Origin of the sequence: Bradyrhizobium sp. SZCCHNR1015 (assembly GCF_032489875.1) — a bacterium.
Lineage (GTDB): Bacteria > Pseudomonadota > Alphaproteobacteria > Rhizobiales > Xanthobacteraceae > Bradyrhizobium.
Map to the genome: position 1 here is coordinate 61,964 of NZ_JAUEYW010000019.1, position 26,131 is coordinate 88,094.

Below are 26,131 nucleotides of genomic sequence, written 5' to 3' on the forward strand. Positions count from 1 at the left end.
GCAATCCATAGTCCCGCCCGCGACTCTGGATAGCCTCGCAGCGCTCGCAATGACGCTGTTGATCGAGCTGTGTGCCGAACCCACCGCCGTCATCCCGGCGAACGCCGGGATCCATAACCGCAGGCCGGCGTGCTTGCGCACACTGCTCGCTCCAGCATGCCGCCTCACACCTGCTGGCAGCATGGGGCTGAGATCAGCGCACGGCGACGCGCGCGTGATGCTGTGCTTACGAGCGGCCGTGCTGCGTCCAGCCCGACGTCCACTTTCGGATGCGCGCGGCGGAGCGTTGCAGGTTGCCGGCCTTGAGCTCGCCGGAGCAGACGGCGGCGGTCAGCGCGCGATTGATCTCGCGGCCGACGTCGGAGGTCTGATCCGCGTCGCTCAATTTGGTGAACATGATGATATCCGCGCCCGCCTTGACCGCGTCGATGGCGGCGGCGGCCGGCGGCTTGGCATCGAGGATGGCTTTCATGGCGAGATCGTCCGTCATCACCACGCCGTCGTAGCCGAGGTCGCGGCGCAGCAGGCGATCGATCGCATGTCCGTCGCTCTGGGTGGCAACGCCGCCCCATCGCCGGGAATTCGCCAGATGTCCGACCATGATCGCCCCGGCGAGCCCTCGCCTCATCAGCCGCCGGTACGGCTTCAACTCTGCTGGTGACCAGGTGGTTGTGACGTCGGCAATGCCGGCATGGCTGTCGGCGGTCGATGATCCATGCCCGGGAAAATGCTTGAGCACCGTCAGGATGCCTTTTTTTCGGTGCGCCTGGATGAACGCCGCCGCATAGCGCACGACGGCGTCGGAGTCGGCGCCATAGCTGCGTTGCCGCTGCCCGATGATCGGGTTCGACGGGTTGGTGTTGAGGTCCACCACCGGCGCGAGATTTATGTTGATGTGCAGCGTCGCGAGCTTTTCGGCGAGCGCGGTGTAAGCGCTTCGCGCCGCCGTGATGGAGCCGCGAGCGACCTCTGCGGCCGGCGGTGTTTCCGCAAGGCCGACATTCGATCCGAGCCGCTCGACCGTACCGCCTTCATCGTCGATGGCGATGAACGGAGGAGACGCGCATTTGCATGATCGGATCCGGTCGATCATCGCGGTGAGATCATCCGATGTTCCGACGTTGCGGCCGAGGATGACGACGCCGCCGATCAGCCCCTCCTCGAGATCGGACAGGACTTGCTGAAATCCCGGATCCGATGTCTTGGTCCCGAAGAAACCGGCCATGATCATCGGGCCGACCAGTTGCGCGGTTGCCGGTCTCTTGCTGCAGTCGGCAGCAAGGCCGGTCTGACCCGACAGCGTCAGGAATGCGGCCGCCAGGGACCGTCGACCAAATCGTCGGAGCATGGCGATCCCCGCTTGGCGGCTGTTTCGGCGACTCAGGTTCACCGGTTCAGATCACGTCGCTGACCGCAGGACTCAGATCGCCGCCAGACCGCCGACCCTTGCCCCTTCCGCAATCGTCCGCGGCGCCGCGTTCAGCTGCTCGATCGCAAAGCCGGCCGCCTTCTTGTAGCCGGCCATGAACGCGTCGCGTTCGGCCGGCGGGATCACGTCATCAATGTTCGTGAACTTGCCCCCGCAACGCTCGTCCACCAGATTGAGCAGGCCGAACGGTCCGGCGCCGCGGTTGCGCAGGATGACCTGCGAAATCGGGCCGCACAGTTTCTCGTCATAGGCCGCGAGCGCGGCCGGCGTCACGCCATGCGCCAGCAGGCAGGCGCCGAGCACGCGCGCGTCCACGATCGCCTGGCTGGCGCCGTTGGAGCCGGTCGGATACATCGCATGCGCGGCGTCGCCCATCAGCGCCACGGGGCCGTCGACCCAGGTCGAGACCGGATCGCGGTCGATCATCGGGTTCTCGTAGGCGCCGTCGGCGCCGGCGATCAGCGCGGGCACGTCGAGCCAGTCATAGGTCCAGCCGGCGAAATGATGCGCGAACTCAGCTACCGGCACCTGCCGGAACCAGCCGGTCTGCTTCCAGCCCTCGGTGTTGTCCATCGTCACTTCCGCGATCCAGTTGATCAGCGCCAGTCCGGTCTTCGGATCGGGATGCGAGATCGGATAGACCACGACGCGATGGCGGTGGGTGCCCAGCCCGACGAAGGACGAGCCGGTGCGCATCGGCTTCGCCCAGGTGACGCCGCGCCACATCACGGCGCCGCCCCAATGGATCGGCGGCTGCGTGGGATGCATCTGCGCCCGGATCGCCGAGTGGATGCCGTCGGCGCCGATCAGGAGCCGCCCGCGCTGCTCGGAGCGCGAGCCGTCGGCATGCTCGACGCGGGCCATCACCGCCCCATCGGCATTCTTGTCATATCCAGTGACGCGGCTGCCGAGCCGCACGGCGTCGCGCCCGGCACGCTCCACCAGCCGGCTGTACAGCAGCATGTGCAGCTTGCCGCGATGCACGGCATATTGCGGCCAGTCGTAGCCGGCGAGCAGGCCGCGCGGCTCGGAATAGATGTCGTTGCCGTTCAGCCCGACCAGCGCCCATTCCTTCGCGGGGACGCCGACCTGGTCGAGATCGGCAGCGCCGATGCCGAGGTCGTAGAGCTCGCGCACCGCATTGGGCTGCAAATTGATGCCGACGCCGAGCGGCCGCATCTCGCGCACGCTTTCATGGACGATGCAGGGCACGCCGATCTGCTGCAGGGTCAGCGCCGTCGCCAGGCCGCCGATGCCGCCGCCGGCGATGATGACAGGGAGGTCGGTCATGGGCATGGTCCGTCGCGCGTGAACTCGGAAAACAAGGCTCGCAAGGAGGGTCAAAGGGCATGGGGGCGCGGGCGCTGCAGCGCGCGCGGGAATCGCCTCCCCTCGATCCACGACAGGCATCGTCTGCCGGTCTGATGGGAAAAGGCCTAGTTCAGAAGGCGCGCGGAGACAAGGGGAATGGGCTCTCCGTGCAGGTATGATAGGCTGGCGCCATGTGGCGCCGATGTCTCGTATTGTCTCTGTCCCTGCTTCTCTCTTTTGCTGGGAGCCTAGCCATGGCCTTCGACATCGAGGCTCATCGCGGCGGCCGCGCTCTGTTTCCGGAGAACACGCTGCAGGCCTTTGCCGCTGCGCTGGCAATGGGTGTCGACACGCTCGAGCTCGATATCGGTGCCACTCGCGATGGCGTGCTCGTGGTCTCGCATGAGCGGCGCATCAATCCGGATCTCGCCCGCGATGCCGCCGGCAACTACGTCGCTCAGCCCGGGCCGCTGCTGATCGAGCTGCCGCTCTCGGAGGTGCAGTCCTACGACCTCGGCCAGATCCGTCCAGGCAGCGACTACGCCAGGCAGTTTCCGGAGCAGCGGGCCTTGTCGGGTGATGTTCCTCCGCCGTGCATTCCGACCCTGAAACAGCTCATCGATCTGGTGCGCAGCGCGGGCAACACGCATGTGCGCCTCAACATCGAGACCAAGCTCGATCCCCATCATCCCGAGGAGGCGCCCGATCCGGAACGCTTCGTCACGCTGCTGCTCGATCTGCTGAAGGCGGAGGCGTTCACCGACCGCGTCATGGTCCAGTCGTTCGACTGGCGCACCCTGCAGCTGGTGCAGCAGCGTGCGCCCGAGATTCCGACGGTGTATCTGACGATCCAGCGCGGCAGGTCGCCGAACGTCTCTCTCGCACAGGCCACGCATTGGACTGCCGGCTTCAACCCCGCCGATCACGGCGGCTCGCTGCCGCGCACAATCCGCGCGGCCGGCGGCAAGGTGTGGTCGCCCTATTTCGCCGATGTCACGCCCGAGCTGATCAGTGAGGCGCATGCGCTCGGCTTGCGAGCCGTCGTGTGGACGGTCAACAAGCCCGAGGACATGGCGCGGCTGATCGATATCGGAGCCGACGGCATCATCTCCGATCGTCCGGATCTGTTGCGCAAGGTGGCGGTCGAGAAGGGCGTCTTATGGCCCGCGGCATCGCCCGGCGAGCCAAAGTAGAAACGGACGGCGGCAGCCGTCCGCCTCAACAAATCCCGTGCGTGCGAGCCCGCGGTCTCAGAATCGATAGTTCACGCCGAGCGTTGCGGCGTGCATGCGGTCGCTGACCTCGAAGCCGGTGATGTTGACGACCGGGGCCGTGTTGGTCATCGTGATGCCGCGGGTGCCGAAGTCATAGTAGTTGTATTCGACATTCGCCGACCAATGCGGCGCAAAGGCCCACTCGACACCGCCTCCGACGGTCCAGCCGGGCCGCGTCGACGTCGTGCTCGGATCGACCGCATCTCCCGCCGGCAGGATGAACGGGTCCTCATTGCGCTCGCGGGTCCATGCAGCACCGCCGCCGGCATAGACCAGCCAACGCTCGCCATAGATGTAGCCGAGCCGAACCGTTGCTGAAGCCAGGACATCGTTCGTTGTGATGAATTGCGAGGGGCGGACCGCTCCGGTGATGCGGTTCCGCACTGAGCCGGGATGACTTGTTCGCAGCGTGCTCCAGGAAGCGCGGGCTTCGGCGCCGATCGCCCAGTTGGGCGCAAACTGGTAGTCGCAGCCGATCTGGCCGCCACCGACAAAGCCTGCGGCATCGTAGTCCCTTGAGACGCCGAGATCATTCGTCGTCCGATCGTCGCTGACCAGTCCGCCGAGATGGCCACCGACGAAACAGCCGGTCCAGGTGAACTTGATGGGAGCTGCCGGGGGGCTGGCCTTGAGCGGCAGATCGGCGGCGAACACAGTCGAGGCGGTGAAGGCAATCGCCGCCGTACCCAGTAGAACTCTCAGCATTCCCAGAATTCCTCAGCTTCCCGCCGAGGTGGTAACATGCAGCGGTCGAACTGCATGTAGTTCGACCGCAACATTCCGCAAAATTACCGAGCCCCCCACTTGGGGCTCTTGCTCTGCCGGTGCTCACCCCATCACCACCTCGTGCCGGATCACGAACGGCGCCAGCAGCGTGTGCACCTCGTTCTCGATCGCCTCCCGGCTCTCCGCCGGCACGTTGCGCAAGGTCACCGTGGCGAGGCTGCCGTGGCTGCCATGGGCGCCGACCTTGACGCTGCAATCGATGCCGCGGTCGGTCAGTTGCGACAGCACCTTGGTGAACACGCGCGCCGCGGCGTCCCAGCGCAGCTGCGGCTTGAACACCTTGCCGACGCCGGTCACCGGCATCGGATCGATCGGGATGATCTGCACCGGCACTGCGGCGCGCTCCGGCGTGCGCGCGCGCACCCAGTCCTCCAGCTCGCCCGGCTGCACGGCAGCACCGGGCTTGAGCTGGACATAGCCGATCGGCAGCTCGCCGGCGTAAGCGTCGGGCTGGCCGACCACCGCGGCGAAGCCGACCGAAGGATGCTGGAACAGGATCTCCTCGATCGGCGCCGGATCGATGTTGTGGCCGCCGCGGATCACGAGATCCTTGGCGCGGCCGGTGATCCACAGGAAGCCGTCGGCGTCGAGCCGGCCGAGATCGCCGGAGTTCACCCAGTGGCCGTCGACGAAGGCGCCCTTGTTGTGGACGTCGTCGAGATAGCCGGAGAACACGCCGGGCCCGGCCATGATGACGACTCCGATCTCATCCGGTGCGCAATCGCGCTCGTAACGGCCATCGGCGTCGAGCTTGACGATCCGCACCTTGGCGTAAGGCAGGGGCAGGCCGACCGAGCCGAGCCGGATCGGCTGGTCCGGATAGGCCATGGTGTGCACGCTCGCGGTCTCGGTCATGCCGTAGACTTCGATCACCGGCAGCTTGAGCTTGTCCATGATCGCCTGTCCGACCGCGACCGGAATCGCCGAGCCGCCGCCTGCGGCGTAGCGCAGGCTGGAGATGTCGGCATCGCCCTGCGGCACCGCGAGCGTCGCCGCCAGCACGGTCGGCACGCTCGATAAGGTCTCCGGCTTGAAGCGCTCGACCAGGCCCCAGATGTTGCGCACCGCATTCGGATTGCGCCAGCCGGCGCCGGAGAGCACGACGAGGCAGCCGCCCGCCGACAGCGTCTGCAGCGCCTGGGTCAGCGATCCCCCGACATGAAACAGCGGCATGCCGAACAGCAGGGTACCGCCGGGCTTGGCCTTCAGGATCAGGTTGACGCCCCAGGCCTGATAGACCTGATTGCCATGGCTGTGGCGCACCAGCTTCGGCGTGCCGGTGGTGCCGCCGGTGTGGAAATAGGCGGCGGTGTCGCTCGCCTTGATCCGCCGGCCGCTGACCAGATGATCGCTCGGCTGCGGCCCGATCAAATCGTTGAAGGCATGAATGCCGTTGGCAGGATCACCGCCGCCGCCATGCACCTGCACGATCGCCTTGAGGTGCTTGAGGCCGCCGCGCACCTTCTCCACCTTCTGCCAGATGTCGGTGCCGGGCAGGGGACCGAGCGCCACCAGCACCTTGGTCTTGGCGGCATCGAGAATCTCGGCGATCTGGTGCGGCTCGAGCAGCGGATTGACCGGGTTGGCGATGCCGGCCGCCTCGGCGCCGAACAGCGTGACGAACGCGTCCGGCACCAGAGGCAGCATGAAGCTGACGACGTCGTCGGGGCCGACGCCGAGCGCATGAAACATGTTCGCGGCCTGCGTCACCCTGGCGACGAAGTCGCGATAGGAGATCACGACCGGCGTATCGGCGGGATCGGCATTCTGCAGAAACTGGATCGCCGGCGCGTCCGGATTGGCAGACGCGCCGCATTTCAGCGCCTCATAGGTGCTCCGCGCGGCGATGCGTTCATCATACGGCGTCTGCTCGAAGGCGCGGATGTCAGCGGTGCTGGCGAATGTCGGATAGTCGCTGCCGATGGCGCGATCGAGCAGATGAATGCCCATGGCCTGTCCTCCCGGTGTCGTGTCCTCGTCCGGCCGATGCGGCCGGTGATCGCGCGCGGGCTCTGTGGCCCGTTTGTCGCGATCGCGAGAGGACAGGATGAGCGAGGATTCGTCTTGCGTCTATCCCGGTATGATGGGGACTCCGGGAGAATTGTCGCAGCAACGCTGCGCTGCAGCGTTAGTTGGGGAGAAGCGCGCTGTCGCTCACCCGGATCGAGCCCCGCCATGCGCTGTGCGATACAGCGCCCTCTCCCACAAGGGGAGGTGGCGCATTAACGCGCACCGCGAATCGATCGTTCAAGCAGCGCCTCCTCAGCTCGCCGCGTCGATCAAATTCTCGAGCAGCCGCTTCAGCTCGCCGGTGGCCTTGTCGCCATAGTTCTCCAGGATGTGCGCTTCCTGGCTGGCCGCCAGCGAGTTCAGCCGCTTGCACAGCGCCTTGCCATGGTCGCTGATGAACATCAGCACCTTGCGGCGGTCGTGGGCGTCCTGGCGACGGTAGACCAGCGAGTCGGACACCATGCGGTCGATCATCTTGGTCAGGGTCGGGTGGTTCAGCAGCACCGCGTCGGCGAGGTCGCCCATCGAGTGTCCCTCGCCGTCCGAGAGCACCTTGAGGATGCGCCACTGCTCGACGGGCACGCCTTCCGTGCTGAGGCGCGATTCCAGCTGCCGGTTGATCTCCCGGTTGGCCTGCGCGAGCAGATAGGCGAGATGTTCGGTGAGGGGGGTGTTGGGATGGGGCGGTTTGGCCACGATGAACTTCGCTTGCGGTCCCGGCTTGAATGAATGTCCGGCAGTTGCTGCCCGATCTATATGCATCCCAATTCTTGAACATTCAACATTTTCGAATAGGATATTTGCCGAACGCGTGCTGATTTTGACGGCGTATGACCGCCGGCCCACAATGGGCCAGACACGGTTGCGGCCAAGGAGTGGGTGTGCTCTCGACAGGATCTGTCACGGCCGGGCGTTTCGGTCTGCCGCCATCCCTGCTGTTCAGGAGCCCGCCCCGGCGGGCCGGCCTTCCTGCACTCGCCCCCTTCGATCCCGACCGTCTCCAGCGGCGCGGCTCCCGGAGCCGGCTGCGCATCGGCAACTTCCTCACCTTCTCCGGCTCGCCCGGCATCTGGGGGCCGGCCGCGACCAACAGCGCGCTGCTGGCGGTGTCCGAGATCAACCGCCGCGGCGGCATCCTCGGCCGCGAGATCGAATTGTCGTTCTACGATTCCGGCGGCCCTGTGGCCGAGGTGGTCGAGCGCGCCAGGGATGCCCTCGAATTCGACGATATCGACGTCGTGACGGGCTCGCATATCAGCGCGGTCAGGCTGGCGCTGCGCCGGCTCACCCGCGGCCGCATCCCCTATGTGTATACGCCGGTCTATGAAGGTGGCGAGCGCACGCCCGGCGTGATGGCGATCGGCGAGACGCCGCACAGCCAGACGCGCCCTGCCATCCACTGGCTGGCGGAGAACAAGCGCGCCCGGCGCTGGTACCTGATCGGCAGCGACTATGTCTGGCCGTGGCAGTCGCATCTTCAGACCAAGACCTACATCACCGAGGCCGGCGGCCAGGTGGTCGGCGAGGAGTTCGTGCCGGTGGGCGAGGATGATCACCAGGCGCATCTGGCGCGCATCCGCGCCGCCCGGCCCGATGTCGTGCTGGTCTCGCTGATCGGCACCGACAGCATCACCTTCAATCGCGCCTTCGGCGAGTCGGGCCTCGCCGCGACCACGCTGCGTCTCGCCGGCGCGGTGGACGAAACGGTGCTGCTCGGCATCGGCGCCGACAACACCGAGAATCTGTATACCTCTTCCGGCTATTTCAGCTGCATCGGCTCCAAGGCCAATGACGCGTTCATAAGCCGCTACACCGCCATGTTTGGCGCCCAAGCGCCGCCGGTCGGATCGGTCGGCCAGTCGAACTACGAGGGCCTGCGCTTCCTGAAGGCCGCCGCCGAGCGCGCCGGCTCGCTGTCCCTGCGACCGCTCGCTGCCGCCGGCCGCAACATCGTCTATTCCGGCGCGCGCGGCGAGGTGACGATCCGGCAGGGCCGCGCCGGCATGGCGATGCATCTCGCCGCGGCCGACGGGCTCGATTTCAAGATCATCCGAACGTTCTGAGACGTCCGCCTGCTCAGGCAGCCGCAGCGCTCTTGGCAGGCGCGCGCGCCGGCGCTGTCGGCACGTCGCGGATCATCCGGCTGATCGCCTCCTGCGGCATCGGCTTGCCGAACAGGAAGCCCTGCACGCTGCTGCAGCCCTCCTCGCGCAGGAAGGCGAGGTGCTGCTCGGTCTCGACGCCCTCGGCCAGCACGGGGATGTTGAGGCTGCGCCCGAGCAGCAGGGTCGCCTTGACGATCGCCGCGGCGTGCACGCTGGTCTCGACCGACTGGATGAAGCTCTTGTCGACCTTGATCTTGTCGAACGGAAACACCTGCAAGGTCGACAGCGACGAGTAGCCGGTGCCGAAATCGTCCATCGCCACCGTGACGCCGATAGCCTTCAGCGCCTGCATTACCTGTAGCGCGTGCTGGCGGTCGGCGATGATGCCCGTTTCTGTCAGCTCGATCTCCAGCCGCTCCGGCGCCAATCCGGTCTCGCGCAGCACCTCGGCGACGCGCTTCGGCAGGTCGTGGTTGAGCTGCATCGGCGCGACGTTGACGGCGACCTTGAACGGCTGGCTCCAGCTCGCGGCGGTGGCGCAGGCGGTGCGCAGCACCCAGTCGCCGATGTCGACGATCAGCCCGGTTTGTTCGGCCATCGGAATGAAATCGTTCGGCGGCACGCGGCCCTTCACCGGGTGATTCCAGCGCAGCAGCGCCTCGAAGCCGATGATGCCGCCGCTCTGCGTGTCGTTCTGCACCTGGTAGTGCAGCTCGAACTCGTTGCGCACCAGCGCGCGCTTGAGGTCGATGGCGAGCTCGGCGCGGCGCCGGCTGGCCTCGTCCATCGACGGCTCATAGGTGCAGATCTTGCCCTGGCCGAGACTCTTGGCGCGGTACATCGCGAGGTCGGCGCGGGTGAGCAGCTCGTCGGCGGTGAGGCCGTGGTCGGGATGCAGCGCGATGCCGATGCTGCAGCCGACCGAGAGGCTGCGTTCCTCCCACTCGACAGGCGCCAGCACCAGCGTGCGCATCCGCGCGGCGAACTTCGCCGCCTCGGTGCGCGCGAAGATCTCGCTCTTGACGGCGACGAACTCGTCGCCGCCGATCCGCGCCAGGAACTCGCCGGGCTGCAGCGTCGATGCAATACGCTGCGCGATCATCGTCAGCACCGCATCGCCCGCGGCATGGCCGTGGGCGTCGTTGATGTCCTTGAAGCGGTCGAGGTCGATCGCGAGCACCACCAGGTGCGCCGTCTCGTCGCCGTCGGTCAGCAGCGGCGCCAGCCGATGGCCGAGGCCGTTGCGGTTGGGCAGGCCGGTCAGCGGATCCTGCAACGCGAGCTGCCGATAGCCTTCGACAGCCTCCTGCGCCGCCTGCAGATCGATCATATAGGCCGAGGCGGCCATCGCCATGATCAGGCCGATGCCGGTGACGATGCTGATCAGCATCACGCTGTCGGACAGCGATTGCACGGGCGCGTCGATGCCGGCCATCGGCGCCAAGGTCAGCGCAGCCATGCCGGTGAAATGCAGGCTCAGGATCGCGAGCACCATCGCCAGCGAGCTGCCATATTTGCAGAACCGCGTGACGGGACGGGCGATGCGGTTGGCGGCGACGGCGCCGAAGCCCGTCGCCAGCGCGACCGAGAGCCAGATCGCCGGCGCGTGCCAGGTTCGGATGCCGTCGAGATTGAGCGCGCCCATGCCGGTGTAATGCATCGCGGCGATGCCCAGCCCGAACACGGCGCCGCCGGCCTCGATCAGCGGGCCGCGCCGCGTTCGCGTGGTGATGAAGAAGCCCAGCCAGGAAAACACCACGGCGAGGCCGAGCGAAGCGAACGTGAGTCCCGCCTCGAACGAACGGTTGCCGGATGCGTCATAGCCGAGGATGGCGGCAAAATGCGTCGTCCAGACCGTGCCGCCGGCGACCAGCCCGGCCAGGAACAGCAGATGGAAGCGTCGCAGGCCGGTGTTGCGGCGGACGCGCGCCAGCAGCCGCATCGACAGCAGGGAGCCGAGCACGCAGACCAGCAGCGCGGCGGCGACGTAGCGCAGATCATGATCGGCGGGCAGGCAGGACAGAATCGTCAACATCGGCAATTTACCTCACGCAGCCAGCTACGCTCCGCGGCGGGACGGGTTTTGGCGCGCGCGGAATCGCGGTTAGCGAAGCGTCAACGCGGGCAGCACCTCTGCCCGCGTTGAGTCATGCACGAGGTTGGACAGCCGATGATTAAGCCGCCGGCCGCCGGCGCTGGGTTTCGCCATGGAACCTGGGACATCGTGACGAAACTGCCAACGCCATGCACGACTCTTTGCGGAGCTGGAACACGCAGGACTATTTGCTGGCGACGTTGCCGGGCAGCGCGTAGGCCCGCACATAGTCGCCGAGCTTGGTGCCGAACGAGCCGTGCCCGCCATCGACGGTGACGACATACTGTTTGCCGCCGGCCTCGTAGGTCATCGGCGTCGACTGGCCGCCGGCCGGCAGCCGGTCCTGCCACAGCAGGCGGCCGTCCTTGACGTCGAAGGCGCGGATGTAGTCGTCCATGGTGCCGGTCAGGAAGGCGACGCCGCCCGCAGTGACCATCGGGCCGCCGAGCATCGGTACGCCCAGCTTGAACGGCAGCGGCAGCGGCGCCTGGTCGCGGATGGTACCGACGCGGTGCTGCCAGACGATCGCGTTGGTCTTGAGGTCGATGGCGGCGAGACTGCCCCAGGGCGGCGCCATGCAGGGGATGCCGAGCGGCGACAGGAAGATGCCAAGCGAGACGCCGTAGGGCGTGCCGTACATCGGCTGCACGCCGAGCTCGGTGCCCGGCGGATGCGCGGCGTTGGGTTCGGCCGGATTGTCCTTGCCGCGCGGCACCAGCCGCGACACGAACGGGATCGACTGCGGATTGGCGATCGCGATCTTCCGAACGGGATCGATGGCGATGCCGCCCCACTCGAACATGCCGAAATCGCCGGGATAGACCAGGGTGCCCTGCTCGGACGGCGGCGTGAACGGACCTTCGTAACGAAGCCGCTTGAACATGATGCGGCACGCCAACTGATCGAACATCGTCGCGCCCCACATCTGCGCGCCCGAAAGCTCCTGGCGCGGCCGGAAGCTCAGTTCGGAGAACGGCTGCGTCGGCGACAGCCGGTCGCCGGGCGCAGCACCCTGCGGCACCGGCTTCTCCGGCGCGGGGACCAGCAGATGCCCGTCGCGGCGATCGAGCACGAAGATGTTGCCGGTCTTGGCCGGCACGTAGATCGCCGGCACCACGCCGTCCTTGCCGGGCATGTCGACCAGGCTCGGCTGCGACGGCATGTCCATGTCCCACAGATCATGATGCACATTCTGGAACGACCAGCGCAATTTTCCCGTGGCGATGTCCAGCGCCACCAGCGCCGAATCATAGCGCTCGTTGTCGGCCGAGCGGTTGCCGCCCCAGATGTCCGGCGAGCTCGAGCCGAGCGGGATGTAGACCAGGCCGAGCGCCTCGTCGGCCGCGCCGACGCTCCAGCCGTTCGGCGAGCCCGGCGTGAAGTGATGCGTGGCCGACGGCATCTCGTTGGGATCGGGATTGCCGGGATCGAACGCCCACAGCAGCTTGCCCGTGTAGACGTCGAAGCCGCGGATCGCGCCCGACGGCACCTTGTTGGAGTAGTTGTCGATCACGGCGCCGGCCATGATCACGACCTTGTCGGTGACGACCGGCGGCGAGGTGCCTTCGTAGAAGCCGAGCGTGGTGATCTCGTTGCCGGCCTTGAGATCGATCTGGCCGTGCTCGCCAAAGCCCTCGCATGGCTTGCCGCTGTCGGCGTCGAGCGCAAACAGCCTTCCGTCATTGGTCGGCAGGAAGATGCGCCTGGCGCATTCCGTCGGGGCCGCCGCGCCTGACACGTCGACCGCGCCCGGCTTGGTCTCGTGATAGGCCACGCCGCGGCAGGTCATGTGCTGGAAATTCTTGTGATGTTCGATCTGTGGATCAAACTTCCAGCGCTGCTTGCCGGTGGCGGCATCGAGCGCGAACACGATCTGATGCGGCGAGCAGGTGTAGAGCAGATCGCCGATCTTCAGCGGCGTGACCTCGTTGGTGAACTCGTCGGGATCGTCGGGCCCTTTGCGGTCGCCGGTGCGGAATTCCCAGGCGAGCTTGAGAGTCTTCACATTGTCGGGTGTGATCTGCTTCAGGCTCGAGAAGCGCGTGCCGAAATTGGTCGCGCCATAGGCGGTCCAGTCCGCCTGCGCCTCGGCTGGCGCGGTATCGGTGCCGGCCGTCGCCGCCGCGGCCTGCGGCAGCGCGCCATCGGCGCCGAAACGATCGCCGCGCAGGGAGGCGCCGAGCACGACCACGGCCACCGCAAGCACGGCCACGAGCCCCCAGCGCGCCGCGCGCATGTCGCCCACCAGATGCGCCGTGATGAATGGCAGCAGCAGCCAGACGCCGAGCGGCACCAGCACGTCGCCGCGCGGCGCCAGCGACCAGAAATCCAGCCCGACCTCCCAGATCGCCCAGATCATCGTGCCCAGCAGCAGCGCCGCATAGATCCACAGCGCCGCCGCATGCCGCCGCCACAGCAGCACCGCGACGACCAGCAGCGCGAGGCCTGCGACCAGGTAATACGGTGAGCCGCCGATCGCGGCGAGCCACGCCCCGCCGGCGAGCAGCGCGAGGCCCATCAGGCCGACAACGATCGCGGTGAAGGTGAGCAGCGGCGCGCGCTGCAGATGGCGGGCTGCGGCCATTGCGCGGCTCCAGGCTGATGATGACAGGCCGCGGCGCGACGCCGCAGCCGCGTCATGAACGGCGAGGAAGGGCGGAAGTTCCTGGCCGTGCAGGGCACGGGATGGGGCCACCGCGCGGTCGCCGATCTCCCTCCCGGCACACGGCCTTTTGCGCGCCTTCCGTGGCCGGAACGGGTTGCCGCTCCATGACGAAATTAATACGATCCCATGTCGTTCACATGAAAATTGGAGTGCCCGGATGCGTGCGCAGTCGCGAGCCCTGTCGAACCCGGTCGCCCTGTGGTGGGCGATGCTGACGCTCGTCAGCCTCGCCAACATCGTGTTCTGGTTCATCCTGTACCGCCAGCTCAACGGCGGCAGCAGTTCGGCGGGGCAGGCGTCCCAGACCGGTTCGATGCTGGCGCTGTCGGCGGCCTATGTGTTCGGCTGCGCCTTCCGCTCGGTGCTGCCGCGCGCCGACGTGCAGCGCATCTGCCTGGTCGACAGTTGGCTGTCGAGCGTGTTCGTCGGCCGCACCGTGGCGACCATCGCCGAGATCGCCTTCGCGGCACAATGGGCCATCATCCTCGCGCAGCTCGGCGCCATCGCCGATGCCGAGACCGCGGTGAACATGGCCCGTATCATCGTGCCGCTGATCGTCATCGCCGAGATCTGTTCCTGGTACGCTGTCGTCACCCGGAATTTCCTCTACAACGCGATCGAGAACTCGCTGTGGGCGGTGGCCTTCCTGCTCGTCGGCATCGGGCTCGGCCGGCTGCTGCCGGAGTTCGATGGCGTGGTGCGCGGCCTGCTGATCGCGGGCCTCGTCGGCATCGCCTGCTATCTCGCCTTCCTCGTCGTGATCGATGTCCCGATGTATGTGAAGCGCTGGCGCATCGAGCGCGCCGCCGGCACGCCGCTGCTGCATCCGCTCGCCGGCCTGCGCGACTCCGCCACGCGCTGGACCGTCACCCACGAGTTCGAGCACTGGAAGGAAGAGATCGCCTGGATGTCGCTGTATTTCAGCGCCGCGGTCTGGGGCTCGCTGGCGCTGTGCGCACTCTCGGCAATGAACGATCACCTGCCGCGTGATCGCGCGCAGGCGACCGGCGCGCCGCCGGCCATCGTCCAGCAGAGCGCCGATCGGTCCTGACGCGACATCCCGCCGTGACGGTCACGGCGGGATGTCCCGCTTGCCTCAGCCATGCATCGCGAAGTGATGCGAATCGTCCATCTGGACGATGTGGCTGTAGTCGGCGTGCGGCGCATCGTGCACGGCCACCGGCGCGTGATCGAAATTCGGCGGCACGATGCCGGTGTTGCCGGGGTGGCCATGGTCGCCGAAATTGTCGACGATGATCGGGTTGTGCGACGAGCCTTCGCCGTGCAGCGGACCGGAGCCGAACCCCGAGCCCAAGCCCGAGCCCTGGCCACCCTGGGCGTTGTCGCCCGACTGCTGGATCGCCGAGGCGATCGAGTCCCAGAACCCGCCATGGCTGCCGCCCTCGGACCCGCCATGGGCCACCGCGATGCCGTCGCCGCGCAATCCGTCCTGCGCCAGCTTGAAGATATCGCCGATCGCAGCGCCGAGATCGCCATGGCTGAGGTCGTTGACCAGCGAGCCGAGGTCGTGGCCGATCGCGTCGAGCTGCTGACCCAGCGAGTGGCTCAAATCGCCCGCGGTCTGTGCCAGCCCGTTGAGGCCTTCGCCGACGAAGTGGCCGACGCCATCGACGATTCCGGTGCCGACCGCATCGGCGCCGTGCGCGATGCCGGAGATCGCCTCGCCGATCGGTCCGCCGATCAGGTGGCCGGCCGCCGACGCCGTGTCGGTGACCACGCCGATGGCCCCGTCAGCCACCGCCACGCCGGCGTCGAAGCCGCCCTTCACCACCGCGCCTGCGGCGTCGAGCGCGTCCATGCCGACCTCGCCGGCCGTTCCGACGATGGTGCCGGCCATGTCGAGCGCGCCGTGGCCGACTGCGCCCGCTGCCTCCAGCCCGGCCTCGCCGAGGCCGACCGCGGTGTGCGCGAGGTCGCCGGCGACGTCGAGGGCGCCATGCGCCACGTCGCCACCGACCTTGAGCCCGCCGTCGACGATGTCGCCGCCGATATGTTTGACGTCGTTGATGACGCCGTCGAGGTCGCCATGCACCAGGTGACCGACGCCGGACGCCACGTCGCTCACGACGTTGACGCCGGTGTGGAGGACGTCGCCGCCGACATGGACCACGGTCGACGCGACGTCGCCGACGGTGTGAAGCAGGCCGCCGCCGATCGCCTCGGCGCCGTGCCCGATCGCGCCGAGCACGCCGCCCACGGTATGGATGGCCTCGCCGCCGAGCGCGCCGATGCCGTGCACCACGCTGCCCACGGCATGCGCCGCATCGCCGGCGACGTGCTCGACCGTGTTGACCACGGCGCCCGCCGCGCCGCCGACCGCACCCGCCACATCCTTCGCGACGTCCTTCACGACATCGACGGCGGAACTGACGGCATCTCCGATATCATCCCAAAAGCTCATGACCTGCTCCTCTCGGTTGCGTCACCTCGCCTCGGGTGACGCGCCGTTTGTCGCAGATCGCGTCCGCGCGCTCCGTGCGCGACATCACGCAGGCTGAAAGGTGGCAGGGCTCCGGCGCGAAGCCTGTCGGCAAGACCAGGCCATCCACGTCCTCGGGGGCCGCGGGGAGGGACATGCGTGGATGCCGGCGCAGGTCGCGCAACTCATTAGCAGGCGCTGATCGCGGTCATTCAGGGGAGCGTCGGTGTGATGCTCAGCGGCGGTTCAGGCGTGGCCGATCCAGCCATGCCAGGTCAGCGCGGTGAAGAACGGACGGGCATCGCGAAAGCCGCCGCCGCGCAGGATCGCCTCATCGTCCTCCGGACTGAGCATGTTGACGCTGGCATCGATGGTCGCGCGCATCGTCCTCGCCTGCTCGGGGTCGGTGCCCGACGCAACGGCGTAGGCCGCGTAACGGTCCAGCCACAGGGCCCGCTCAGTCAGCTCCTTCGGCAGGCAGCTATGGGCGACCACGAACGGCGCGCCAGGGCGGAGCCGGTCGTGCACGGCGCGTACTGTCTGCAAACGCTCCGGCGCTGCCAGAAAATGCAGCGTCAGCAGGCAAGTCGCCGCGTCGAACGGGCCGGCCGGCGCGGCGTCGATGATGCCCTCGATCAGTTCGACTCGGCTCATCCGCGCGCCGAGCCTGCGTTCGGCGAGTCGCAGCATCTGCGGCGCCGGATCGACCCCGACGAAGGTCCACGATGGGTGCGCTTCGGCCAACGCATCGAGCTCGAGCCCGCCGCCCGCGCCCAGCACGAGCACCCGCGCATGGTCGGGCGCCCGCTCGGCCAGCAGAACCGCCGTCATGCGGTGCAGCCCGTCGAGACCGGGCACGAAGCGCCGTGGACCATCGGTGTAGCGCGCTACGAATTCGGGATCGGAAAACGCGCGGATGAACTGCTGAGCGCCGTCGGCAATGTCAGCCGGCATGACAAATGTCTCCCTTGCGAGGTCGCTTGCGTCGTTCGAGGCGGTCGTGGAAATCAGCGCTCAGCGCCGCCAGCGTGATGGCACCGAGACGGGACAGCAGCAACGTCTCGGCGGCCCGGATGGAGGTGTCGAGCGCGGCATTGACCGCCTGCTCGACGAGACAGTTGGGATTGTCGCTCCGATGGCCGATCGCGAACAGCGACGGACGTCCGAGCGAATCGTAGACGTCGCGCAGGGTGACGGCCGCCAGATCGCGGGCGAGCGTCCAGCCGCCGCCATGGCCTTTCTCGGAGCGCACATAGCCGCTGTCCCGGAGCCCCGCCATGATTCTGCGGATCACGACCGGGTTGGTCTGCATCATCGCTGCGAGCGCCTCGGAGGTGACCGGACCGTCGTGCTCCGCCATGTGGAGCAGGACATGGAGGATGCCGGACAACTGGCTGTTGGGTCTCATGTAACTTTTAATATGACATGATGCCCGGAACGTCAACCGGCCTGCCTTCGTGCGGCCTTGGGCGATGCTGTCGTGTCTGCCCGTCGGGCGACTCGGTCCTGCTGCTCGTCGCGAATGCGGGCGCGTTCATTCCCCCGATCCGCCGCAAAGTCTCTGGCGCGGAAAACCGGATTTCGCCTGCGCGTTCAGGCTGATTTGGGCTGTCCAGTCCCGTGAGCAAAAATATTCCGCTTCGCAATTTCGGAAATTCGTGATCTATTCATTCCATCCCGCCCCATCGACGAGGGGCGCTGCGCGGTCGTCACGAAGCGTGGAGTGCGGGATGTGATGGGCGGGCCGGTTTGCAGCGTGACTTGATCGCGCCGACGAACAACACCGGTCCGTACGGTCAAGTCGCGTGGTCCTGGCCTCCCGACGCTGAGGTCAAGCCGGCTGATGATGCCTCGTGCATCCCGCCGGTGATGGGGGCAAGACAGCCCGGTCCCCAGGGAGATCGCGAAGCAGCCGTTCAAACCGTCGCGCAGGGAGGGCCGGATCGTCCGGCTGGACCTGTGGTTCCTGCCGCCTGCATTTTTTTCGCAGGCGGGCCACGGGCCTCAGTCGAGGTCCGGCCTTCCCTGCACCCTCGGTCTTGAAGAGGGTGAGATCGATGCATCGCTCGGACGCCGAATGCGCCGCGAGAACAGAGACGCGCATCCCCAGATGCAGTTTGAGATCGTTGACCACGACGGCACCACGAACGCGGTGCTTCCCCTCCAGGGGAGGGTGGCGTCATGCGTTCGGATCGGCTCTTCCGAGCCGGCGGCGCCGACGTCCTACCTACTTGAATCCCGAAAACCGGCTGTCGAACGAGTTCGACTGCAGCACCGGGACGGCGCCGGAGACCAGCGCGGTCTGGGTCTGGGCGGGAGCCGAGGCGGTGGTGGCCGGCGCCTCGCTGGTCGCGGGCTTGAACGGCGGCCGCGCGGCAGCCTGCCGGGTCTCGGCGGGCTTGGCCGCGACCGGCTTCGGCGCTGGCTTGGTCTCGGCGGGCTTCGCCTCTGCGGTCTTGCTCGGCGCGGGCTTGGCTGTCGCCGTGCTCTCAGCCGCCGCATTGCCGCCGATCCCGACCTTGCGGGCGAGGCTCGACATGAAGCTCGGCTTCTCGGGCGCGCTGACGGCCGCCACGCGGGTCGACGGCGCGCTCACCGGCGCCTCCGCGGCACTGGCCGGCATCGCGACCTCGTCGGCGCCGGGCGCGCGCGGCGGGTTGACGTGACCGGGGATCGTGCCTGGCGCGGCCTGGAAGTTGGCGAGCGACAGGCCCGGCGCCTCGCCGGCGTCGGACAGGCCGGTGGAGGCTCCGGGCACGCGGCTGGCGAAGATCGGATTCATGCCGCCGTCGATGCCGGTGTTGAGCTTGGCGACCGGCGTGCCCTTGGCGACGAGCTTGGCATATTCCGCCTCGTCGGCCTGCTGCTTGTCGCGCACGGCGGCGGTGATCTCGTCGGGCACGACATAGGCCGGGCACTTGGCAGAGGCGTCGAACACCGGATCATGCGTCGCGCCCGGCGGCTTCTGGGCGTTGAAGACGTATTTCTTCTCGCAGAAGTCGACCTTCGGCTCCTGCCGCGTGACCTCGAAGGCGTCGTAGCCTTCCTTGATCATGCGCCAGAACGGCATGTTCGGATTGTTGCGGTGCCTCGCCATGTTCACCGGCGTCATCCGGAACGGATAGGCCTGGAACTGGAAGGCGCGCTGGCCGCCGAAGAACGACTCGCGCCCGAGCGCATAGATCTCGGCGATCTGCTCGTCGGTCATCGCGAAGCAGCCGCGCGAGGAGCAGTCGCCATGCACCATCAGCTGCGAGCCGGTGCGGCCGAGCGCCTTGTCGAACGCGTTCGGATAGCCGGTGTTGAACGACAGATAGTAGGCCGATTGCGGGTTCATCTGGCTCGGATTGATCGAGTAGAAGCCCTCCGGCGCCTGGCGGTCGCCCTCGCGCACTTTGGGTCCAAGATCGCCCGACCAGCGGCAGATCGGATAGGTCTTGAGCAGCGCGAACTTGCCCGAGCGGTCCTGCTTCCAGACCTCGAGCTCGGCCTCCTGCTTGAAGACGCGGACCAGGATCGGCGACTGCAGATCCATATCCTTCTCGCCCATCGTCGCGACGAGCTTCGGCGGTACCGGCTGGTTGGCCTTGGCGTTGGTGGCGAGTCCGACCTGATCGCTGTTGCAGCCGGTCAGCAGCGCACCGGCGGCCAACGCCGCCGAGGTCAGGAGAACCCGGACGAAAGCGCGGTTGATCAAAGCAAAGCTCCCCGCAAACCCCGCATGCCGCAACACCCCAGTCTCATCTCACCCGATCGGCCCGAAAGCTGGATAAATCACGGGTCGACCCTGCGTCATGCCGTCAAACCATTGATTAAAATTGTAGCCTTTGACCCCAGGCCTCGCAACCCGCGCTCCGGCGATGCCACCTGGCCCCGGCCGCCTTGGTCAACAACTTCTAAACAGCAGACCCCGTCGGCGGGGCCGAAATGCGGCCAAACGGCTGGAAAGACTCACAAAACCGCGAGCGCCGAGGCCCGGGCGCAAGCCCGGTCAGCCGAGCTTGCGGCCGATCTCGATGAACTTCTGCCGGCGCTGCTTGCGGATGGCGTCGGCGTCGAGGCCCTTCAGCTCGTCGAGCGCCTGGGCGATCGCCTCGCCGGTCGCCGCGATCATTGCTGCGGGATCGCGGTGGGCGCCGCCGACCGGCTCCTTGAGAATGGTGTCGACCACGCCGAAGCGGAGCATGTCCTGGGCGGTGATCTTCATGCTGTTGGCGGCTTCCTGCGCCTTGGTGCCGTCGCGCCAGAGGATCGAGGAGGCGGCTTCCGGCGAGATCACGCTGTAGATCGCGTGCTCCAGCATCAGCACCCGGTTGGCGGTGGTCAGCGCGATCGCGCCGCCCGACATGCCTTCGCCGGTGATGATCGCGATGTTCGGGACGCCGAGCGCCAGGCAGGCGTCGGTCGAGCGCGCGATCGCTTCGGCCTGGCCGCGCTCCTCGGCGCCGATGCCGGGATAGGCGCCGGCGGAATCGACCAGCGACAGCACGGGGATGCCGAAGCGCTCGGCCATCTCCATCAGCCGGACCGCCTTGCGGTAGCCTTCGGGACGGGCCATGCCGAAATTGTGTTTGAGCCGGGACTCGGTGGTGGCGCCCTTTTCCTGGCCCATCACGCAGATCGGCTCGCCGCGGAAGCGGCCGAAGCCGCCGAGCAGAGCGGCGTCCTCGCCGAACTTGCGGTCGCCGGCGAGCGGGGTGAACTCGGTGATCAGCCCGCCCACGAAGTCGGTGAAGTGCGGCCGCTGCGGATGGCGGGCCACCATGGTCTTCTGCCACGGCGTGAGCGTGGCGTAGAGCTCGGCCAGCGCCTGGCCGGCCTTCTCCTCGATCCGGCTGACCTCCTCGCCGATATCGGTGCCGGAGGCGGCCATCGCCCGGAGTTCGTCGACCTTGGAATCGAGCTCGGCAACAGGCTTTTCGAAATCGAGGTAGCTGCGCATGGGATCCGGCATGGAAGAGCTGAAGGAAGAGCGCTGGGAGACGAAATCGGTTCGGCCTTCGGACCTGAAGCCGAACGACTTCAGGAGCTTAGGGTACGATCGGTGCCCAGCCTCCAGGCATCGCGCCGGGATCGCGGGCAGGATGGCGCTCTTTCGGGGCAGACGGGCGCGAAGTCAAGCCGGCCGGGCGTCACGCCGGCGGATTTGGTTTCGGGAAGGTGTGAAGCGAGGTCAGGTCTCGGCCAGCGGGTGCAGGTCGCGGACCAGGCTCTTGAGGCGCTCCTCGACCACGTGGGTGTAGATCTGGGTGGTCGAGATGTCGGTGTGGCCGAGCAGGGTCTGCACGATGCGCAGGTCGGCACCGTTGTGCAGCAGATGGCTGGCGAAGGCGTGGCGCAGCACGTGCGGCGACACCAGCCGGGCGGGCAGGCCGCTGGCCACCGCGAGTTCCTTGAGGTCGCGGGCGAAGTGCTGGCGGGTGAGGTGGCCGCTCTCGCCGAACGAGGGAAACAGCCATTTGCCGAATGTCGCACTGGCCTTCTTCTCAGGCTTCAGCGCATCCAGGGCGGCGAGATAGTCGGCCATCGCCTGGCGCGAGGCCTGGTTCAGCGGCACCAGCCGCTCCTTGTTGCCCTTGCCGCGCACCACGATCATGCGGGCGTCGTTGCGGGCCGCGGTGCGCGGCAGCGCCACCAGCTCGGAGACGCGCAGGCCGGTCGCGTACAGCACCTCGAGCAGGCAATACAGCCGCAGCGCGCGCAGCCGCTGCGCCGGCGAGGCCTCGCCGACCTCGGAGAGCTCCTTGGCCCTGGTCAGCATCCGGTCGACATCGCCGATCGACAGCACCTTGGGCAAGGAACGGCCGCGTTTCGGGCCGGACAGGATGGCGGCGGGATCGTCGCTGCGGATGCGCTCGCTCAGCAGGAAGCGGAACAGGTGCCGCATCGCCGACAGCCGCCGCGCCACGCTGGAGGACTTGAAGCCCCTGGTATCGAGGTCGGCGAGATAGTCGCGCAACGCCTGGGTGTCGGCCGTGGCGAAGCTGTTGGCCTTGCCGCCGAGAAATTCGGAGAGATCGGTGAGGTCGCGGCGATAGGCGTCCAGCGTGTTCTGACCGGCGCCCTGCTCGGCGGCCATCATGTCGAGGAACAGGCTCATCAGCCTGGCGTCGGAGGCCTTGACCTTCATGTCGTGAAATCCGCTGCGTCCGAGGCGATCGAATCACTACGAGGTATTCGCCGGGGCACATCGAGCGGTGACTGCAAATCTGGCCGATATCGCGGCGCCCGGCCACCTCAGAGAAGCGCAAAATGCTTAATCAATGCCGTGTGGCTTTTGAGTTCGCGCTCGCGTGCCGGATCATTTCTTCTGGAACTTGTCCGGCGGGATCGTCACCGTCATCTCCCGCGATTTGGGACTGACGAAATTCGCCAGCGCGTAGATCGCGCCATAGACCACGCCGACGATGACGGCGATCACGGTCAGGAAGCGGAACAGGCTGGGCATCGGGGTCGCGCGGGCCACCAGGGAAGGAATAGTTTCATCCAACATGTTCGCACCCGGCTGGCAAGTCCGGCGCTCTCCACCGTTCGTCCGGAGGTCGGTTCTGCTTGCTCCCTCATTCCGGGGCGGCGCGCGCAGCGCGGCGAGCCCGGAATCCATCACCGCGGGACGACGTCGTCGGCGAGATGCCAACAGCCAGCCTGCCTCACACAGCATCCTGTGGGTATGGGTTCCGGGCTCGCGCTGCGCGCGCCCCGGAACGACGTCCGCGGGGAGAACCGGTTGCGTGTCGCGGAACAGGATGCCTTTGAAAGCAGCAGGGGCTGGGTTAGAAGCCTTCATATGACCGACACGTCCCAACCCGCTGCAAGCCCAGCCGCTCCGGAGGCCGCGATTCTCGCAGGCCTCGGCAAGCGGCTGATCGTGCTGGTCGGCATGATGGGTGTCGGCAAGTCGACCGTGGGCCGGCGGCTCGCGGCGCGGCTGCGGCTGCCCTTCGTCGATGCGGACACCGAGATCGAGACCGCGGCCGGCATGACCATACCGGAAATCTTCGAATCGCGCGGCGAGGACTATTTCCGGAACGGCGAGGCCCGGGTGATCGCCCGGCTGCTCGAAAACGGGCCCGGTGTGCTGGCAACCGGTGGCGGCGCCTTCATGCGCGAGGAGACGCGGCGGCGCATCCATGAGAAGGCGGTCTCTGTTTGGCTGAAGGCCGATGCCGACGTGATCATGCGCCGCGTCCGGCGGCGGGCCGACCGGCCGCTGCTGCAGACCGCCGATCCCGAAGGCACGGTCGCTCGCCTGCTCGTCGAGCGCGAGCCGGTCTACCAGCTTGCCGATCTCACGATCTGCTCGCGCGATGTGCCGCATGATCGCGTTGTCGAGGACTGCATTGAGGCGCTGCAGGCGTTCTTCTCGCCACCGGAGACCGAGGCGGGGCCGGCCGGACCGCAACCCGATCCAGTTCAACCCGATCCTCCGCACGCGATGGGCGCGCTCCGATGACAGCACCTCTGAAGCATTCCGATCCGATCATCGTCGACGTCGCGCTCGGCGAGCGCGCCTATGACATCGTCATCGGCCGCGGCGTGCTGGCTTCGCTCGGCCAGCGCATCGCGGCGCTGCGGCCGGGCGTGCGCACGGCCATCGTCACCGACCGTACCGTGGCCGCGCATTGGCTGAAGCCGACCGAGGCGATCCTGGCGGAGGCGGGCATCCCGGCGTCCACGATCGTGGTCGATGAGGGCGAGGGCTCCAAGACCTATGCCGGCCTGGAGAAGGTCAGCGAGGCGCTGATCGCTGCCAGGATCGAACGCAACGATCTGGTCGTCGCGCTCGGCGGCGGCGTGGTCGGCGATCTCGCCGGCTTCGCGGCCGCCATCCTGCGCCGCGGCGTCGATTTCGTGCAGGTGCCGACCTCGCTGCTGGCGCAGGTCGACAGCTCCGTCGGCGGCAAGACCGGCATCAATTCGCCCCAAGGCAAGAACCTGCTCGGCGCCTTCCATCAGCCGGTGCTGGTGATCGCCGACACCGCCGTGCTCGACACCCTGTCGCAGCGCCAGTTCCGCGCCGGCTATGCCGAGGTCGCCAAATACGGCCTGCTCGGAGATGCCAGCTTCTTCGCCTGGCTGGAGGCCAATCACGCCGACATCGTCAGAGGCGGCGCGGCGCGCGAGCATGCGGTCGCGACCTCGTGCCGCGCCAAGGCCGCGATCGTCGCCCGCGACGAGCGCGAGACTGGCGACCGCGCGCTGCTCAATCTCGGCCACACCTTCGGCCATGCGCTGGAGGCCGTCACCGGCTTCTCCGACCGCCTGTTCCACGGCGAGGGCGTTTCCGTCGGCATGGTGCTGGCGGCGCAGTTCTCGGCCGAGCTCGGCATGCTGCCGCCGGACGACGTCGTGCGCATCGAGCGTCACCTTGCTGCGGTCGGCCTGCCGACCCATCTGCAGGACATCGCCGGCTTTGCCCAGGAGGGGATCGGCGACGCCGACCGGCTCTTGGCCTTGATGGCGCAGGACAAGAAGGTCAAGCGCGGCAAGTTGACCTTCATCCTGATGGAAGCCATCGGCCGCGCCGTCATCGCGAACGACGTCGATCCGGCGCGGGCCCGCGACTTTCTCCAGGCCAAATTGCGCAGCAGAAGCTGATCCCGGGCTTTACGCCGTATTGAGCAGTGCCAACGGATCATCGGCTGCCTCCCTCCAGAGCGACATCGGCGTCATGGACTGGTTCACACTCTCCGTCGTCATTCTCCTCCTCGCCGCCTCCGCCTTCTTTGCGCTGAGCGAGACCGCGCTGACCGGCGCCTCTCGCGCCTCGATGCTGCGGCTGTCGAAGCAGGGCAATCGCGATGCCGACGTGGTGTCGAGCCTGTTCGACACGCGCGAACGGCTGATCGGCGCGCTGCTGCTCGGCAACAACATCGCCAATATCGGCGCCTCCGCGCTGGCGACCGGTATTTTCACCGCCTGGTTCGGTGAGGTCGGCGTGCTCTACGCGACCGGCGTGATGACCGCGCTGGTCGTGATCTTTGCCGAGGTGCTGCCGAAGACGATCGCGATCAACGCGCCGGATCGCGTCTCGCTCGCGGTCGCCAGGCCGATGCGGGCGGCGGTGATCGTGCTCGGTCCGGTGCTCGCCGTGATCGAAGCGATCGTGCGCGGGCTGATGCGGCTGATCGGCTTCAAGGTCGGGGCCAATCAGCCGATCCTGTCGCCGACCGAACGCCTGCGCGGCGCCGTCGATCTGTTGCATCATGAAGGCAAGGTCGAGAAGCAGGATCGCGACATGCTCGGCGGCCTGCTCGATCTGCGCGAATTGCAGGTGTCCGACGTCATGGTCCACCGCACCGAGATGGTGATGGTGAATGCGGACCTGCCGCAGGAAGAACTGGTGCGCGAGGTGCTCGCCACCGAATACACACGCATCCCGCTGTGGCGCGGCACGCCGGAGAACATCATCGGCGTGCTGCATGCGAAGGACCTGCTGCGTGCGATCCGCGCCGCCGAGGGCGACGTGTCGCACATCGACGTTGCTTCACTGGCGCTGCCGCCGTGGTTCGTACCCGAGATGCGGTCCGTGTCGGAACAGCTGAAGGCGTTCCGCCGGCGCAAGACGCATTTCGCGCTCGTGGTCGACGAGTATGGCGAGGTCGAAGGCATCGTCACGCTGGAGGATATTCTGGAGGAGATCGTCGGCGACATCTCCGACGAGCAGGATGTGCAGGTCGCGGGTGTGCGCGTGCAGCCGGACGGATCCGTCGTCGTCGATGGCTCAGTGCCGATCCGCGATCTCAATCGCGCGATGGACTGGACGCTGCCCGATGAGGAAGCAACGACAGTTGCCGGTCTCGTCATTCACGAGGCGCGTTCGATCCCCGAGCGCGGCCAGAGCTTCACGTTCCACGGCTTCCGGTTTCGCGTGCTGCGCCGGGAGCGCAATCGCATCACTGCGCTGCGCATCGTACCGGTGCCGCGCGGCGAAACCGAGGAGACGCGGCCGCGCCGTGCAGGCACGGCGTTCTAGCCAGAGCATGATCCGGAAAAGTGGAAGCCGGTTTTCCGAA

The 26,131-nt window shown here is 67.4% G+C and carries 20 protein-coding genes; 6 read left to right on the forward strand and 14 right to left on the reverse strand.

Features of this window, described 5'->3' with window-relative positions:
* Positions 1–226: 226 nt before the first annotated feature.
* Positions 227–1,348, reverse strand: coding sequence for a glycoside hydrolase family 3 N-terminal domain-containing protein (locus QX128_RS28495; RefSeq protein ID WP_316239169.1), 1,122 nt, complete (start codon positions 1,346–1,348; stop codon positions 227–229).
* Between the two features lie 72 nt (positions 1,349–1,420).
* On the reverse strand, positions 1,421–2,719 hold the full coding sequence (locus QX128_RS28500; protein WP_316239170.1) for a flavin-dependent oxidoreductase: 1,299 nt from the start codon (positions 2,717–2,719) through the stop codon (positions 1,421–1,423).
* A 275-nt stretch (positions 2,720–2,994) separates the two neighbouring features.
* On the opposite strand from QX128_RS28500, the gene QX128_RS28505 reads away from it, so the two are divergent.
* On the forward strand, positions 2,995–3,933 hold the full coding sequence (locus QX128_RS28505; protein WP_316239171.1) for a glycerophosphodiester phosphodiesterase: 939 nt from the start codon (positions 2,995–2,997) through the stop codon (positions 3,931–3,933).
* Between the two features lie 57 nt (positions 3,934–3,990).
* Here the strand turns inward: QX128_RS28505 and QX128_RS28510 are convergent, their stop codons facing one another.
* The 3 genes from QX128_RS28510 to QX128_RS28520 all read right to left on the reverse strand — a co-directional run bounded on the left by QX128_RS28510 (position 3,991) and on the right by QX128_RS28520 (position 7,506).
* Entirely contained in the window at positions 3,991–4,719 is a 729-nt protein-coding gene (locus tag QX128_RS28510) for a porin family protein (protein ID WP_316239172.1), read from the reverse strand.
* 123 nt (positions 4,720–4,842) lie between these two features.
* Entirely contained in the window at positions 4,843–6,750 is a 1,908-nt protein-coding gene (locus QX128_RS28515) for an acyl-CoA synthetase (protein ID WP_316239173.1), read from the reverse strand.
* A gap of 312 nt (positions 6,751–7,062) precedes the next feature.
* Positions 7,063–7,506: a MarR family winged helix-turn-helix transcriptional regulator gene (locus QX128_RS28520; protein WP_315735215.1), complete on the reverse strand. Its 444-nt coding sequence runs from the start codon at positions 7,504–7,506 to the stop codon at positions 7,063–7,065.
* A gap of 185 nt (positions 7,507–7,691) precedes the next feature.
* On the opposite strand from QX128_RS28520, the gene QX128_RS28525 reads away from it, so the two are divergent.
* Entirely contained in the window at positions 7,692–8,873 is a 1,182-nt protein-coding gene (locus QX128_RS28525) for a substrate-binding domain-containing protein (RefSeq protein ID WP_316239174.1), read from the forward strand.
* A gap of 13 nt (positions 8,874–8,886) precedes the next feature.
* Here the strand turns inward: QX128_RS28525 and QX128_RS28530 are convergent, their stop codons facing one another.
* Complete coding sequence (locus QX128_RS28530) at positions 8,887–10,950, reverse strand: putative bifunctional diguanylate cyclase/phosphodiesterase (RefSeq protein ID WP_316239175.1); 2,064 nt, start codon at positions 10,948–10,950, stop codon at positions 8,887–8,889.
* A gap of 244 nt (positions 10,951–11,194) precedes the next feature.
* The gene (locus QX128_RS28535; RefSeq protein WP_316239176.1) at positions 11,195–13,594 is read right to left on the reverse strand and encodes a membrane-bound PQQ-dependent dehydrogenase, glucose/quinate/shikimate family; all 2,400 of its coding nucleotides are present in this window, start codon (positions 13,592–13,594) and stop codon (positions 11,195–11,197) included.
* 238 nt (positions 13,595–13,832) lie between these two features.
* Here QX128_RS28535 and QX128_RS28540 point away from each other — a divergent pair, with 238 nt between their 5' ends.
* Entirely contained in the window at positions 13,833–14,726 is an 894-nt protein-coding gene (locus QX128_RS28540; protein ID WP_315800602.1) for a hypothetical protein, read from the forward strand.
* Positions 14,727–14,771: 45 nt separating this feature from the next.
* Here the strand turns inward: QX128_RS28540 and QX128_RS28545 are convergent, their stop codons facing one another.
* The 7 genes from QX128_RS28545 to QX128_RS28575 form a co-directional block, all read right to left on the reverse strand.
* The gene (locus tag QX128_RS28545; RefSeq protein ID WP_316239177.1) at positions 14,772–16,097 is read right to left on the reverse strand and encodes a hypothetical protein; all 1,326 of its coding nucleotides are present in this window, start codon (positions 16,095–16,097) and stop codon (positions 14,772–14,774) included.
* A gap of 264 nt (positions 16,098–16,361) precedes the next feature.
* Complete coding sequence (locus QX128_RS28550) at positions 16,362–17,069, reverse strand: class I SAM-dependent methyltransferase (RefSeq protein ID WP_316239178.1); 708 nt, start codon at positions 17,067–17,069, stop codon at positions 16,362–16,364.
* Positions 17,059–17,523: an Rrf2 family transcriptional regulator gene (locus QX128_RS28555; protein WP_316239179.1), complete on the reverse strand. Its 465-nt coding sequence runs from the start codon at positions 17,521–17,523 to the stop codon at positions 17,059–17,061. Before QX128_RS28555 ends, QX128_RS28550 begins: the two co-directional genes overlap by 11 nt.
* Positions 17,524–18,342: 819 nt before the next feature.
* Positions 18,343–19,812, reverse strand: a complete 1,470-nt coding sequence (locus tag QX128_RS28560; RefSeq protein WP_316182907.1) for a L,D-transpeptidase family protein — start codon at positions 19,810–19,812, stop codon at positions 18,343–18,345.
* Positions 19,813–20,106: 294 nt separating this feature from the next.
* A complete protein-coding gene (locus QX128_RS28565; protein ID WP_315800597.1) occupies positions 20,107–21,069 on the reverse strand; it encodes an acetyl-CoA carboxylase carboxyltransferase subunit alpha in 963 nt (320 codons plus the stop codon).
* A gap of 219 nt (positions 21,070–21,288) precedes the next feature.
* Positions 21,289–22,245 (reverse strand): site-specific tyrosine recombinase XerD, encoded by a 957-nt coding sequence (xerD, locus tag QX128_RS28570; protein WP_315800596.1) that lies wholly within the window; start codon positions 22,243–22,245, stop codon positions 21,289–21,291.
* Positions 22,246–22,416: 171 nt separating this feature from the next.
* Positions 22,417–22,563: a histidine kinase gene (locus QX128_RS28575; protein ID WP_315800919.1), complete on the reverse strand. Its 147-nt coding sequence runs from the start codon at positions 22,561–22,563 to the stop codon at positions 22,417–22,419.
* Positions 22,564–22,902: 339 nt separating this feature from the next.
* Between QX128_RS28575 and QX128_RS28580 the strand changes: the two genes are divergently transcribed.
* From QX128_RS28580 to QX128_RS28590, 3 genes are all read left to right on the forward strand, one after another.
* Positions 22,903–23,568: a shikimate kinase gene (locus QX128_RS28580; RefSeq protein WP_316239180.1), complete on the forward strand. Its 666-nt coding sequence runs from the start codon at positions 22,903–22,905 to the stop codon at positions 23,566–23,568.
* Complete coding sequence (gene aroB, locus QX128_RS28585; RefSeq protein ID WP_316239181.1) at positions 23,565–24,713, forward strand: 3-dehydroquinate synthase; 1,149 nt, start codon at positions 23,565–23,567, stop codon at positions 24,711–24,713. Before QX128_RS28580 ends, aroB begins: the two co-directional genes overlap by 4 nt.
* A gap of 73 nt (positions 24,714–24,786) precedes the next feature.
* A complete protein-coding gene (locus QX128_RS28590) occupies positions 24,787–26,091 on the forward strand; it encodes an HlyC/CorC family transporter (RefSeq protein ID WP_315800593.1) in 1,305 nt (434 codons plus the stop codon).
* Positions 26,092–26,131: the final 40 nt, after the last annotated feature.